Annotated in this window: 12 protein-coding genes; 7 read left to right on the top strand and 5 right to left on the bottom strand. The window is 71.1% G+C overall.

Annotated features, from left to right (window positions below):
* Positions 1 to 30 precede the first annotated feature (30 nt).
* From BMW88_RS24505 to BMW88_RS24495, 3 genes are read right to left on the bottom strand one after another with little or no spacing between them, the layout of a single operon-like run.
* The gene (locus BMW88_RS24505) at positions 31 to 579 is read right to left on the bottom strand and encodes a hypothetical protein (RefSeq protein ID WP_089954362.1); all 549 of its coding nucleotides are present in this window, start codon (positions 577 to 579) and stop codon (positions 31 to 33) included.
* A 15-nt stretch (positions 580 to 594) separates the two neighbouring features.
* Positions 595 to 1,146: a hypothetical protein gene (locus BMW88_RS24500; RefSeq protein ID WP_089954360.1), complete on the bottom strand. Its 552-nt coding sequence runs from the start codon at positions 1,144 to 1,146 to the stop codon at positions 595 to 597.
* Positions 1,143 to 2,093, bottom strand: coding sequence for a coiled-coil domain-containing protein (locus tag BMW88_RS24495; protein WP_089954357.1), 951 nt, complete (start codon positions 2,091 to 2,093; stop codon positions 1,143 to 1,145). The genes BMW88_RS24500 and BMW88_RS24495 overlap by 4 nt, the downstream gene beginning before the upstream one ends.
* A 314-nt stretch (positions 2,094 to 2,407) precedes the next feature.
* Here BMW88_RS24495 and BMW88_RS24490 point away from each other — a divergent pair, with 314 nt between their 5' ends.
* From BMW88_RS24490 to BMW88_RS24470, 5 genes are read left to right on the top strand one after another with little or no spacing between them, the layout of a single operon-like run.
* Positions 2,408 to 3,250, top strand: a complete 843-nt coding sequence (locus BMW88_RS24490) for a DegV family protein (protein WP_089954354.1) — start codon at positions 2,408 to 2,410, stop codon at positions 3,248 to 3,250.
* A 30-nt stretch (positions 3,251 to 3,280) separates the two neighbouring features.
* Positions 3,281 to 4,009, top strand: a complete 729-nt coding sequence (locus tag BMW88_RS24485) for a class I SAM-dependent methyltransferase (RefSeq protein WP_245778023.1) — start codon at positions 3,281 to 3,283, stop codon at positions 4,007 to 4,009.
* Positions 4,006 to 5,469 (top strand): 1,4-alpha-glucan branching protein domain-containing protein, encoded by a 1,464-nt coding sequence (locus tag BMW88_RS24480; RefSeq protein ID WP_089954352.1) that lies wholly within the window; start codon positions 4,006 to 4,008, stop codon positions 5,467 to 5,469. Before BMW88_RS24485 ends, BMW88_RS24480 begins: the two co-directional genes overlap by 4 nt.
* A gap of 4 nt (positions 5,470 to 5,473) precedes the next feature.
* Complete coding sequence (locus tag BMW88_RS24475) at positions 5,474 to 6,721, top strand: glycosyltransferase family 4 protein (protein WP_089954349.1); 1,248 nt, start codon at positions 5,474 to 5,476, stop codon at positions 6,719 to 6,721.
* 48 nt (positions 6,722 to 6,769) lie between these two features.
* Positions 6,770 to 7,546, top strand: coding sequence for an SGNH/GDSL hydrolase family protein (locus BMW88_RS24470; RefSeq protein ID WP_089954347.1), 777 nt, complete (start codon positions 6,770 to 6,772; stop codon positions 7,544 to 7,546).
* Positions 7,547 to 7,618: 72 nt separating this feature from the next.
* On the opposite strand, the gene BMW88_RS24465 is transcribed toward BMW88_RS24470, so the two are convergent.
* Positions 7,619 to 8,371 (bottom strand): acyltransferase, encoded by a 753-nt coding sequence (locus BMW88_RS24465; protein WP_089954345.1) that lies wholly within the window; start codon positions 8,369 to 8,371, stop codon positions 7,619 to 7,621.
* A gap of 124 nt (positions 8,372 to 8,495) precedes the next feature.
* Positions 8,496 to 9,470: an aldo/keto reductase gene (locus BMW88_RS24460; RefSeq protein ID WP_245778022.1), complete on the bottom strand. Its 975-nt coding sequence runs from the start codon at positions 9,468 to 9,470 to the stop codon at positions 8,496 to 8,498.
* Between the two features lie 294 nt (positions 9,471 to 9,764).
* Between BMW88_RS24460 and BMW88_RS24455 the strand changes: the two genes are divergently transcribed.
* Positions 9,765 to 10,598 carry a nucleoside hydrolase gene (locus BMW88_RS24455; RefSeq protein ID WP_089954339.1) on the top strand — a complete coding sequence of 278 codons (834 nt, stop codon included), beginning with the start codon at positions 9,765 to 9,767 and terminating at the stop codon, positions 10,596 to 10,598.
* Between the two features lie 58 nt (positions 10,599 to 10,656).
* Positions 10,657 to 13,914 carry a GH92 family glycosyl hydrolase gene (locus tag BMW88_RS24450; RefSeq protein WP_218148195.1) on the top strand — a complete coding sequence of 1,086 codons (3,258 nt, stop codon included), beginning with the start codon at positions 10,657 to 10,659 and terminating at the stop codon, positions 13,912 to 13,914.
* The last annotated feature ends 49 nt before the right edge of the window (positions 13,915 to 13,963 follow it).

Below are 13,963 nucleotides of genomic sequence, written 5' to 3'. Positions count from 1 at the left end.
GACTTCCGGACACCTGCGGGCTGTCCGGCCTCAGTTGCTGCCGGCCTTGCGGCGCACCTCGTCGAACGTCCGCAGGTAGCGCTCGCGGAAGTCCTCGCGCTCCACCCACGTCGCCCGCTCCGCCGGCCGGGGTGGCGCGGGCGGCGGAAGTGCCGCCTCCCCAACGGCTTCGGCTGCTTCGAGGGCGTCGGGAACCTCGGCAGCTCCGACCGCTCCGACGGCTCCGGCAGGCCCGACGACCTCGGCTCCCGGCACCCCGGCCGCGGTGTCGCCGGGCCCGGCGGGCTCCCCGACCGGCTCGGCCGGCGTCAGCGCCGGTTCGAGCTGCGCGAGCCCCACGACCGGGTTGCGGTGGATCGGCCGGGTGTCGTAGTCGTCGTCCACCGGCTCGACGACCACGGGCTTGCCCACCCACGCCCGCTGGGCCGGGGCGTCCGGACCGGGCTCGGCGGAGCCGGTGGACGGCGAGGGCGCCGCGGCCCGGTCCTCGCGGCGCCGCACCAGCACGTACATGAGGGCCGCCCCGATCGTGAAGGACAGCACGCACAACCCGAAGACGATCCCGACGGCCCCTGCCATGCGAAACGCTCCTGCCTATCCGACGAGGACGTCGACCTGAGGTCCGCCGTCCGAAGGTGGGCCCCAGACGGGGTCCACGACCACCTGGGTGGTGATGACGCTGTCCACCCCCTGCTCGGCCAGGTACTGCCGCACCAGGCCGGCCCTCTCCATCGCGAGCAGGTCGCAGCGGTGCGACGCCGTCTCACCGTTCCACGCGTGCGACACGAGCGTGACCGAGCCGATGACGTCGCGCAGGACGACCGCGAGGCTGCGCCGCACGTCCTCGCCGCGTCCCACCAGCAACGAGGTGCCCGGCGCGAACGTGATGCCCTTGACCGAGTGCTTCGCGAACACCTCGCGCACCGCCTGCTGGGCCACCGCCGCGGGCACCGGCGGCGCCGCGGCGGGTTCCATCCGCAACGGCGCCACGAAGTCCGCCACCGGGACGGGGCCGGAACGCACCGGCTCGGCGGGCGTGGGCGACAGCGCCCGCGTCAGCTCCTCGCCGTGGACGGCGAACCCGAACGCCGTCACCGACGCGGGCACCACCAGCGCCCCGGCGGTCAACGGCACCCAGCGCCTCATGACGCGGCCACCCGCTCCGGGATCATCGGCGGTGCCACGCGGTCGGCGGCCGCGGCCAGCGCCGAGCGCGCGGCGGCGAGCTGGGAGTGGACGGCCCGGCGGAGCTCGCGCAGTTCGTCGGAGCGTTCGGCCACCTCGGCCAGCCGCCGGTCGGCCTCGCGGCACGCCATCCTCACCACGAACCCGGCGCGGGCCTTCGCCAGGGCCTCCTGCTCCCGCAGGTGCTGCTCGGCCTCGTCTCGACGCCTGGCCGCGGTGAGCTCGAAGACCTGCTGGGCCTCCTCGCGCCTGCGGTCGGAGTCGGCCTCCAGCGAGTTGCACCGCAGGGCCGTCTCGCGCAGCAACCCGTCCGCGTCGGCCTGGGCCTGGGCGACGGCTTCCGCGCACTCGCGCTCGACCTCGTCGGCGCGCTGGCGGTGCTGGGCCTCGAGATCGGCGCAGCGGCGGTCCGCCTCCACCTCGCGGCGCTCCACGGCCGCGGTGCGGGCGGCGCACTCCTGGCGCGCGGCGAGGACCTCGGCCTCGGCCTCGGCGCGCATCGCCGCCGCCTCACGTTCGGCGTCGGCCCGCAGGCCGGCCACCTCCGCCTCGGTCCGGGCGCGCAGGTCGGCGCACTCCTGCCCGGCCCTCAGGTGCAGCTCGGCGGCCTCCTCCTCGGCGAGGCGGAGCATGCGGTGCATCCGTTCGGTGGCGCCCACGTGCGAGCCGGAGGCCGACTCCAGGCGTTCGACCCTGGCGCGCGCCTCTTCGAGGTCCCGGCGCGTCTTTTCCAGCAGCTCGCGCAAATCGGCGGCCTGCGCCAGCGCCTCGGTGCGGTCGAGACTCGTGAAGCGCAGCTGCTCCTCGAGATTCTCGATGTGGTCGATGACCTGGCGCCGGTGAAAACCGCGGTAGACAACGTCGAAAGCGGTGTGCAGCGGAACCAGTTCCCGCTCTTTTGCACCCATGGTCACCTACTCGCTCAACCAGGCCGAAGATTGAGCGAGCTTAACCACGGACGGTGGGCCCAACCAGCGCTGACAGCGGACGGCGCGAGTACACCTGACACGTGGAATAACGCGGGTTTCCTGCGGCAACAAGACAACCGTAGATCAAACTTCCGAGCCGGTCAGTCACCCGAATGTGTCAAGCCGCCCGTCTTAATCGCCGAGGTCACCCCGCGCACCCGCCATGCACGGAAAGCGACCGCGCGAGCTGAGATCACGATTCGCCTTCGATCTTTGGTGGTAAGTGCGATCACCCTCCGTTAACCTCATCGTTCGTGCCCTCACGAGTAGCCGTCGTCACCGACTCGACCGCGTCGCTCCCGGCCCGTCTGGTGGAGCGGTTCAACATCATCACCGTGCCGATGCAGCTCAAGATCGGAACGGAGCTGATCGACGAGGCGCACGTGCCGACGGACCGCCTGCTGCAGGCGCTGGAGGCGCAGATCCCGATCACGACCCAGCCGCCGGCGCCGGACGCGTTCTTCTGGGCCTACCAGGACGCGTGGGCCAAAGGGGCGGAGACGATCGTGTCGGTGCACGTGACGCCGACGCTCTCCCCCGCGACGGACGCGGCGAAGGCCGCCGCCGCCAAGTCGCGCGTGCCGGTGTTCATCGTCGACTCGCACTCGTCGGGCATGACGCTGGGCTTCGCCGCTCTCGCGGCCGCGCGGATCGTGCAGACGGGCGGCAACGTCCAGCACGCGCGCAGCGTCGCCGAGCGTCGGGGCCGCGACGCCCGCGTGCTCATCTACGTCGACACGCTGCACTACCTGCGCCAGGCCGGCCGGGTCAGCGCGGCGGCGAAGCTGTTCGGCGACGCGCTGTCGGTCAAACCACTGCTCACAGTCGTCAACGGCGAGGTGGAGCCGTTCGGCAAGGTGGTCGGCCGCGAGAGAGCACTGTCGAAACTGGTCGACAAGGCCGTGGCGCTCGCTTATGGACGTGACGTGGACTTGGCGGTGGAGCACTTCGCCGCCGAGAAGGAGGGCCGCGAACTCCTCCTGCTGCTGCAGAAGCGGATCCCGCACGCCCGCGACATCGTCCTGACGCAGGTCAGCGCGGCGATCGGCGCGAACGTCGGTCCCGGCGCGCTGGCCGTGACGGTCTCGCCGTTCTGATCGTCACTACTGAGAAGTAACCTGGCGGGCGTGACCCTCCCCCTGACCGGCGAACGCACGGTGCCCGGCATCGCCGAGGAGAACTACTGGTTCCGCCGCCACGAGGCGGCGTATCTGCACCTCGTCGGCCGTTGCGCGGACGCCGTCGTGCTGGAGGCGGGCTGCGGCGAGGGCTACGGCGCGCAGCTCATCCGCACGGTCGCGCGCCGGGTCGTCGCGCTCGACTACGACGAGCTGACGGCGCGGCACGTCGCCCGCGCGTACCCGCGGCTGGACGTGCTGCGCGGGAACCTCGCGGCGCTGCCGGTGCGGGACGCCGGTGTGGACGTCGTGGCGAACCTGCAGGTCATCGAGCACCTGTGGGACCAGGAGGGCTTTCTCGCCGAGTGCCGGCGGGTGCTGCGCCCCGGCGGCACGCTCATCGTGACCACACCGAACCGGTTGACGTTCTCGCCGGGTCAGGACACGCCGCTGAACCCGTTCCACACCAGGGAGCTCGCACCGTCCGAACTGGACGAGATGCTGAGCGCGGCAGGTTTCCGCGTTGACGAACTGACAGGGCTGCGCCACGGCAGGAGACTTGACACGCTCCTCAACGGACAGATCATCGACGCACAGGTCGAGGTCGCCCTGTCCGGCGCGCCGTGGCCCGCCGAGCTGAAGGAGGCGGTGGAGTCGGTGACGGTGCAGGACTTCGACATCACGCCGCACGACATGGACACGTGCCTCGACCTCGTGGCCGTGGCGGTGCGGACGTGACCGCGAAGGCCTCCGAGGGGACGTTCTGCCTGGTCCTGCACAGCCACCTGCCCTGGCTCGCGCACCACGGCGCGTGGCCCGTCGGCGAGGAGTGGCTCTACCAGGCGTGGGCGCACTCGTACCTGCCCGTGGTGGACATGCTGCGCCGGTTCGCCGACGAGGGCCGCTCGGACGTCCTGACGCTCGGCGTCACGCCGGTGCTCGCCGCGCAGCTCGACGACCCGTACTGCCTGCGGGGCGCGCACGACTGGCTGGGCAACTGGCACCTGCGCTCGCACCACGCCGGGCAACGCCTGCCGGAGCTGTCGGCGTACGAGCACCGCGCGTCCGCGTGGGCGCTCGACCGGTTCGAAAGCCAGTGGCGGCACGGGTTCTCGCCCCTTCTCCGGTCCCTTGTGGACTCCTCGACGATCGAGCTGCTGGGCGGGCCCGCCACGCACCCGTTCCAGCCGCTGCTGGACCCGCGGGTGCGGTCGTTCGCGCTGCGGACCGGCCTGGACGACACCGCGCTGCGGATCGGCCGGGCGCCGGAGGGGATCTGGGCGCCGGAGTGCGGTTACTCGCCCGGCATGGAGGAGGGCTACGCGGCGGCGGGCGTGCGGCGGTTCCTGGTCGACGGGCCCGCGCTGCGCGGCGACACCTCGTCCGCGCACCCCGTCGGATCGTCGGACGTGCTGGCGTTCGGCCGCGACCTGGAGGTCTCGTACCGCGTCTGGTCGCCGAAGGTGGGCTATCCGGGCGATGCCGCGTACCGGGATTTTCACACCTACGACCACCCGACGGGCCTCAAGCCGTCGCGGGTGACCGGCAAGCACGTCGCGCCCGAGGACAAGCGGCCGTACGACCCGTTGCTCGCGCGTGAAGCGGTCGATCGGCACGTGGCCGACTTCGTCGACACGGTCGTGCGCCGGTTGCGAGCGATCGACGGCGGCCTGGTCGTGGCGGCCTACGACACCGAGCTGTACGGGCATTGGTGGCACGAGGGTCCGTTGTGGCTGGAGGGCGTGCTGCGCGCGTTGCCGGAGGCGGGCGTGCGCGTGACGACGTTGCGCGGCGCGGTCGAGGCCGGGCACGTGGGCGCGCCGGTCGAGCTGCCCGCGTCGTCGTGGGGCAGCGGCAAGGACTGGCGGGTCTGGGACGGCGCGCAGGTGTCGGACATCGTCTCGCTGAACTCCTCGGTGCAGCAGGAGCTGCTGGGCCTGGACTTCTCGTCCGACGTGCGCGACCCGGTGCTCGACCAGGCGGTGCGCGAGGCGCTGCTGGCGCTGTCGAGCGACTGGGCCTTCATGGTCACCAAGGACTCGGCCGCCGACTACGCCCGCTACCGCGCGAAGATTCACAGCGACCGCTTCAGCGAGCTCGCGGCGCTGGCGCGCGGCGGTCGCGGACGGGCGAGGGCGGCGGAGCTCCGCGCGGTGGACGGCCCGTTCGGGCAGCTCGACGCGCGAGGAATGAGGTAACGGGATGCGCGTGCTGATGTTGTCGTGGGAGTACCCGCCGGTGGTGGTCGGCGGCCTGGGCAGGCACGTCCACGCGCTCGCGACACAGCTGGCCGCGCAGGGGCACGAGGTCGTCGTGCTGTGCCGGCAGCCGTCCGGCACCGACGCGGTCACGCACCCGACGTCCGACCTGGTGACCGAGGGCGTGCGGCTGATCCGCGTCGCCGAGGACCCCGCGCACCTGGTGTTCGAGAAGGACCTGGTGGCGTGGACGCTCGCGATGGGCCACGCGATGACGCGCGCGGGCCTGGCGCTGGCGCCGTGGCGCCCGGACGTCGTGCACGCGCACGACTGGCTGGTCACGCACCCGGCCGTGGCCCTGGCCGAGGCCTTCGGCGTGCCGCTGGTGGCGACGATCCACGCGACCGAGGCCGGCCGGCACTCCGGCTGGCTGTCGCACCCGCTGAACCAGCAGGTGCACTCGGTGGAGTGGTGGCTGGCCAACCGCGCGGACTCGCTGATCACGTGCTCGTCGGCGATGCGGCGCGAGGTGGCGCACCTGTTCGACGTGGACACCGACCTGGTCTCCGTCCTGCACAACGGCATCGAGCCCGGCGGCTGGAAGGTGAGGGCGAAGGACGTCGGCGCCGCCCGGCGCGCCCACTCGCCGCACGGCGACCCGTTGCTGCTGTTCTTCGGCCGCATCGAGTGGGAGAAGGGCATCCAGGACCTGATCGCGGCCCTGCCCAGGATCCGCCGCTTCCACCGCGGCACGCGCGTGGTCGTGGCCGGTGGCGGTTCGCAGACCGAGTGGCTGCGGGACCAGGCGCGCAAGCACCGCGTGCTGCGGGCCGTGGAGTTCGTCGGACATCTCTCCGACAGGTCCTTGGCGGCGTTGCTCACAGCCGCGGACGCGGTCGTGCTGCCGTCGCGCTACGAGCCGTTCGGCATCGTGGCCCTGGAAGCCGCCGCCGCCGGCACACCGCTGGTGGCGTCGACCGCGGGCGGGCTGGGCGAGGTGGTCCTGGACGGGGTGACCGGCCTGTCGTTCGCCCCCGGTGACGTGGACGGACTCGCCCGCGCCGTGCGCGACGTGCTGTCCGATCCCGCGTCGGCCGCGGCTCGGGCACGCGCCGCCAAGGCCCGGCTGGCCTCCGACTTCGACTGGGCCACGATCGCCGCGGACACGGCCGGGGTCTACGCCGCCGCCGTCGTGCGCGAACCACGCGTCCTCGGCCGCCCCAAGATCGCCACGGGCAACCTGTTCACCTGAGTCGGTTACAGTCGCCGGTCCCGTTAACAAGAGGTGACCGAGGACTGAATGACATACCAACGCTTCGTGGCACTCGGGGACAGCTGCACCGAGGGCCTGGACGACCTGCTCCCCGACGGCCGGTACCGCGGCTGGGCCGACCGGGTCGCGTCCGTGCTCGACGCGCCGGGCTTCCGCTACGCCAACCTGGGCGTGCGCGGCCGTCGCCTCGACCAGATGCTGGTGGAGCAGGTCCCGTCGGCCGCGGCGCTGGAGCCCGACCTGGTGGTGATCTTCGGCGGCGGCAACGACGTGATGTCCGGGGCCTCCTCGGCCGTGATCGCGCGCCGAGTGGACGAACTCGTGCGCGCGGTGACGTCCTTCGCGCCCACCGTCGCCGTCTTCACGTTGAGCGACATCTCCCACCGCATGCCATTCGGGTGGCGCTTGCGACCGCGGATCACGGCTCTGAACGACGCCGTGCGCCTCGCCGCGTCCCGCTACGGCGCGGTCCTGGTCGACGTGGCGGACGACGAGTGCGTGCACGACTCGCGCTACTTCGGGCCGGACCGCCTGCACCTGTCGTCGTTGGGGCATCGGCGACTGGCCGGGCACCTGCTGTCGGCGCTGGAGATCCCGTTCGACGCCTCCTGGCTCACGCCGCTGGAGGGATCGGCCGCGCCCGCCTCGGTGGCCGACCACCTGCGGTGGCTCCGCGACCAGGTGTTGCCGGTGGCCTACTCGCGGTCGCGCAACAGGCTGATCGGGCGGCAGCCGGGGGACGGGTTCAGGCCGAAGCGCCCTGAGCTCGCGCCGCTGTCCCTGCGCCCGCCGGTCGCCGGCTGACGACCGCACCTCGCGCCGATCAGCACTCGCGCGAGTCGTCCGTGCTCCGGATCCGCCCGCGGCACAACGGCTTCAGGCCGAAGCGTCCTCGGCCCGCCTGGCCAAGGCCTCCTTGGCCTTGCGGGCCATGTCCGCGATGTCCGCCCGCCGCTGGGCATCCGCCTCGTAGTCGGCGCGCCGGTCGCGCACCACCCTGGCCGGCGCGCCCACCGCGATCTTGAAGTCCGGCACGTCCCCGCGCACCACCGCGTGCGCCCCGAGCACGCACCCGCGCCCGACGCGGGTGCCGCGCAGCACCGTCACCTTGGCGCCGAGCCAGCAGTCCGGGCCGATGCGCACCGGCGACTTCACGATGCCCTGGTCCTTGATCGGCAGGGTGATGTCCTCGGTCCTGTGGTCGAAGTCGCAGATGTAGACCCAGTCGGCCACGAGGCTGGACGCGCCGATCTCGATGTCGAGGTAGCAGTTGACCGTGTTGTCCTTGCCGAACACGACCTTGTCGCCGATGCGCAGCGACCCCTCGTGGCACCGGATGGCGTTGCCGTCACCGATGTGCACCCAGCGCCCGATCTCCAGCCGGCCGTAGCCGGGCCGGGCCATGACGTCGACGCGCTTGCCGAAGAACACCATGCCGCGCAGCACCACGTGGGGGTTGAGCAGGCGGAACTTCAGCAGCCGCCAGTACCGGACCAGGTACCAGGGGGTGTAGGCGCGGTGGCGCAGGACCCAGCGCAGGGAGGCCAGGGTGAGGAAGCGCGCCTGGGCCGGGTCGCGGCGCGACCTGCGCCACCGGGTCCACACCGGAGCACCCCACATCGAAGTCATGCGGGCACTTTAGCTTTCGACCGACGGCGCGATCGACGCACCCTGGCCCTGACCTGCTGGTTTCCGCTACCGCGATCCGGTCGCCGCTGAGCAGGAAGGCCCCGGCGAGTCCGATGAACACCCCTCACGGCTGGACGAACCGGTTCTTCTCCACCCGCTCATCCTCCGACCACAACCCGTGCGGGTATCCCAACCGCGGCGCGCTCACCTCGTCCAGCAGCTCCAGCTGACGCGGCGAGAGGTCCAGCTCGGCGGCCGCGAGGTTGGAGGTGAGCTGCTCCACGTTCCTCGGTCCGACGATGGGGATCACCCCCTTCGACATCGACCACCTGATCGCCACGCGGTCCGGCGTCGTGCCGAGGTCCTCGGCGACGCTCTCGACGGCATCCAGGACGTTCGTCTTGGCGAGGTCGTCTTCCGCGTGCAGGAACTGGCTGATCGAACTCTGCGCGCGCCCGGTACCGCCTCGCCGGTACTTGCCCGTCAGAAGGCCACCGCCGAGAGGCGAGTACCCGAGGACGCCCAGGCCGAACGCGTCCGCCATCGGCATCAGCTCCCGGTCGGCGCCGCGCTCGACGAGGCTGTATTCCGCCTGAATCGCCACGAGAGGGGCCCAATCCCGCTGCCGCGCCAGGGTCATTCCCGTCGCCACCCGCCATGCGGGGAAATTGGAGAGACCGGCGTAAAGGATTTTACCGGCGCGCGTCAGGTCGTCGAACGATCGCAGTATTTCCTCAATGGGCGTGGAGGTGTCGGCGACGTGGGCCCAGAACACGTCCACCCGGTCGGTGCCCAGCCGGCGCAGGCTCTGCTCCAGGGACTGGACCATCGCTTTCCGGCTGTTCCCGGTCAGCTGGAGGCCGCTGTCCGCCGAAGTCCCCATCGTGTACTTCGTCGCCAGGACCACGTCCTCGCGATCCGCGGAGATGAGGTCCGCGAGGTACTCCTCCGCCTCGCCCGACTGGTAGTTGGAAGCGGTGTCGATGAAGTTCCCTCCCGCTTCGCGGTAGAGGTCGTACATCGCCCGAGCCTCGGGCGCCGACGCGCCGTGCCCCCAGCCCGTGCCGAAATTCCCCGTCCCGAGCGACAGTTCCGACACCCGCAGCCCCGACCTTCCGAGAAATCGGTATCGCATCCGCCTCTTCACTCCTCGCGTCAATTCACCCATGAGCAGGTTTCTCACACCCGGCGATTCCCACCAGGAGCTGGACACCCATCTTTCCCGTCGCCGGGCACACAATCCATAACGGTGCGTCCAGCATTGTTTATCGATCGTCCAGGCCGTCAAAGGGCCACGAAGACGGGAATTACGCTCGATGGAGTCCGGGACCCGCTGATCCGTCAGCGCACGGGCCGGTCACCGGGGTGGCCGGGCCTGAGGCACCCTGGGCGCATGGCTCACAGGCTCATCATCGACACCGACCCCGGCGTGGACGACGCGTTCGCCATCGCGCTCGCGGCCCGCAGTCCCGAGGTGGACCTCGTCGGTCTCACCACGGTGTTCGGCAACGTCGCGCTCGACCTCACCACCCGCAACGCCCAGCGGCTGCTCGCGCACCTCGGGCGCGTGGACGTGCCCGTCGCGAAGGGCGCCGAGGGGCCTGGCCGGGCCGGTGACGTGCACGGCGAGGACGGGCTCGGCGGGCAGGCGCTCACGTTGCCGGAGAACGACAGGCTGGACCACAGGACCGCGCTCGCGTTCCTCGCGGACACGGTCACCGAGGACACCACGGTCGTCGCCATCGGGCCCCTCACCAACATCGCCGAGGCCCTGGAGTCCGGCGTCCGGTTCGAACGGCTGATCGTCATGGGCGGCGGGCTCGGGCTCGGCAACACGACCGAGCGGGCCGAGTACAACTTCTGGAGCGACCCGGAGGCCGCGCGGACGGTCGTCCGCGAGGCCAAGCCGATCGTCGTGCCGCTCAACCTCACGCACCGGTGCATCGCCGACACCGAGTTCCTCGCCAGGGTCGACCCGGTGCTCAGCAACCTCACCGGCACCTACCGGGCGTACCTGAGCAACCGGTCCGAGAACACCGGCATCTACGTCCACGACGCGGTCGCGGTGGCCGAGGCGATTCTGCCCGGCACGCTCCGCACGAAGGTCCACAGCCTCGACGTCGACGACGAGGGCGCGTTCGTCGCGGGAAACCACCAGGTCGAGGTCGCGGAGGACACCGATTGGCCCGCGTTGCGGGCCTTCATGGAGCAGCGCTTGTCCGTTTGACGACAACTTCGCGTCGCTCTCTGGGGTTGGGCAGGCACGGAAAGTAGGGTCCGCGACCATGCAGCGAAGAGTCCTCATGACGGCTGCGGTGGCGGTGGCCATGACGTTCGGAGTGGCCCCTGCCTCCGCTCAGCCCCAGGTGCAGGTGGTGCCGGATCCCGCGGCGCACGTGAACCCGTTCATCGGCACGACCAACCTCGGGAACACCTTCCCCGGCGCGGTCGTGCCGTTCGGCATGTTCTCCTTCAGCCCCGAGGCCTCGCGCGGCAACACCCTGCGCGCCGCGGCCCCCGGCGGGTACCGGTACGACGCCACGAAGATCCGCGGTTTCAGCCTCACCCACATGTCCGGCACGGGCTGTGCGGGCGGCAGCGGTGACATCCCGATCTTCCCGCACGTCGGCACGGTGACGAGCAGCCCCACCACCGACGCCACGGACGCGATCTACGCGAGCGAGTTCGCGCACGCGGACGAGGTGGCCAAGCCCGGCCGCTACGACGTGACGCTGAAGTCGGGCGCGAAGGCCGAGCTGTCCGCCACCGAGCGCACCGGCGCGGCGCGCTTCAGCTTCCCCGCCGGCAAGCCGGCGACGGTGCTGATCAACACGTCCAAGTCGCAGGTCGGTTCCAGCGACGCGCGGACCGTGATCGACAAGGACAAGCGGACGATCACCGGCAGCGTCACCTCCGGCAACTTCTGCGGCTACATCAACCAGGCCGGCCGCCGCAGCTACTACACGCTGCACTTCGTGGCGGAGTTCGACCAGGACTTCACCGAGGTCGGCACGTACCAGGACAACGTTGTCACGCCCGGCGGCACCGGCTCCCAGGGCGGCACGACGTACGGGACGAATGGCTGGCCGGTGCTGGGCAAGGGTTCCGGCGCCTACCTCGGCTTCGCGCCCGGTTCGCAGGTCGGCGTCAAGGTCGGCATCTCCTACGTGAGCCTGGACAACGCCAAGCAGAACCTCCTGGCGGAGAACAAGGGCCAGTCCATCGAGGACATGCGCGACAACGCGTACATCGCGTGGCAGAAGCAGCTCAAGCGCATCGAGGTCGGCGGCGGCTCCGATGACGAGCGGACCAAGTTCTACACCGCGCTGTACCACTCCCTGTTGCACCCCAACCTCTTCAGCGACGTCAACGGCGAGTACGCCGGGTTCGACGGCAAGGTGCACCGGATCGACAGGAGCCGGCAGAAAGCGCAGTACGGCACCTTCTCCGGCTGGGACGTCTACCGCTCGCAGCTCCAGCTCGTGACGCTGCTGGAGCCGCAGATCGGGTCGGACATCGCGCAGTCGCTGCTCAACCAGGCCAACCAGAACAACGGCGTCTGGGACCGCTGGTCGCACAACAACGGCGGCACGCACGTCATGAACGGCGACCCGGCGCCCATCGCGCTGGCGGCCATCTCGGCGTTCGGCGGCACCGGGTACGACGTCAGGTCGTCGCTGAAGTCGCTGGTGAAGGCCGCGACCGTGCCGACGGCGCTGGACCTGAGCAAGGAGGGCTGGGCCGTCATGTCGGTCGGCCAGCGGCCGTCGCTCGACAAGTACCTGAAGCACCGGTACATGCCGTCGGTGTCGAACGCCTGGGGTGGCGCGGCGGAGACCCTGGAGATCTCCGCGGCGGACTTCGCGATCAGCCAGCTCGCCGAGCGCACCGGTGACCGGAAGACCGCCAGGACGTTCGCCGAGCGCGCGCAGTGGTGGCAGAACAACTTCGACCCGGTCGCGCACAGCACCGGCGGCTACATCCGCAACCGCAACGCCGACGGCACGTGGGTCAAGGACTTCACCCCGGACACCGGCAACGGGTTCGTCGAGGGCAGCAGCGCCCAGTACACCTGGATGGTCACGCACAACGTCGCCGGGCTCGTGGAGTCGCTGGGCGGCAAGGAGCGCGCCACCAAGCGGCTGGACGACTTCTTCCACGACGAGAACGGCGGCTGGGCGCTGACCGGGCACGGCGGGTCGAAGTCCGAACTGGACAACGAGCCGTCGGTGAACGTGCCGTGGCTCTACAACTACACCGGCCAGCCGGCCAAGACGCAGGAGACGCTGCGCGAGACGATCACCACGCTGTGGAAGAACGCCCCCGGCGGCATTCCCGGCAACGACGACCTCGGCGCGATGTCGTCGTGGTTCGTCTTCACCTCGATGGGCATCTACCCGCAGGTGCCCTCGCGCGCCGAGCTGGTGCTGAGCAGCCCGCTGTTCACGTCGGTGAAGATCAACCGGGGTGGCGGCAAGGACATCACGATCACCGCGCCCCAGGCGGGCACGGCCACGAAGTACGTGCAGTCGCTGAAGGTCAACGGCCGCTCGTCCTCGAAGACGTGGCTGCCCGAGTCGTTCGTCGAGCGCGGCGGCAAGCTGGACTTCGTGCTCGGCAAGACGCCCTCCTCCTGGGGCACCGGCGCCTCCGACGCGCCGCCGTCGTTCCGCGAGGGTGAGCAGCCGATCAAGCACGACCAGCCGTACTACCTCACCGTCGAGCCGCGCCAGCTCGTGGTGGAACCCGGCAAGTCCGTGACGGCGAAGGTGAACGCGGTCAAGCTGTACGACGGCGACCCGAAGGCGACGTACACGATCACCGGTCCGGAGGCGCTCCGGTTCGAGCCCACCACCGGCGCCGTGCCGTCGGAGTTCACCATCTCGGCCGACGCCGGCACGGCACAGGGCTTCTACGACTTCACCGTCACGGTGACGGTCGAGGGCGCCGCCAAGCCGGTGGTGCTGCCGCAGACGGTGAAGGTCGCGCCGGCGGGCAGCATGCTCGCCGCCGTGAACAACGTCGGCGCCTCGGCCGACGCCACCGGGGAGGGCGACTTCGACGGCGGCGGGTACAGCTACTCGCGCGAGGCGCTCGCCACGGCCGGTCTGGCACCCGGTGGCACCGGCACCGTCGACGGCCTGACGTTCACCTGGCCGTCGTCGCCTCCCGGCAGGCCCGACAACGCGACCGCGGCGAAGCAGACGCTGTCGCTGTCCGGGACCCGCCTCGCCTTCCTCGGGTCGGCGGCCAACGGGGCCCGCGCGAAGGCCGCCACCGTGACGTTCACGGACGGCAGCACGGCGTCGGTGGAGATCGGCTTCAGCGACTGGACGCTCGGCGGCGGTGGGCAGACGCCGAGCTACGGCAACGTGGTCGTCGCCGCCACGCCGTACCGCAACCAGCTCGGCGGCGGCAACGAGAAGGTCGCGACGCACATCTTCGCGACGAAGGCGTACGTGGCGCCGGAAGGCAAGGCGCTCGCGAGCGTGACGCTGCCCGACGACGTGAACATGCACGTCTTCGCGGTGGCGCTCGGCTAGTCCGCGCGGGCTGGTCTCCGCCGTCGCACCGGCGGAGACCACCCCGCGA

Origin of the sequence: Lentzea xinjiangensis (assembly GCF_900110955.1) — a bacterium.
In the GTDB taxonomy this organism is placed as follows: Bacteria; Actinomycetota; Actinomycetes; order Mycobacteriales; family Pseudonocardiaceae; genus Lentzea; species Lentzea xinjiangensis.
This window is presented reverse-complemented; position numbering and strand designations above follow the sequence as displayed.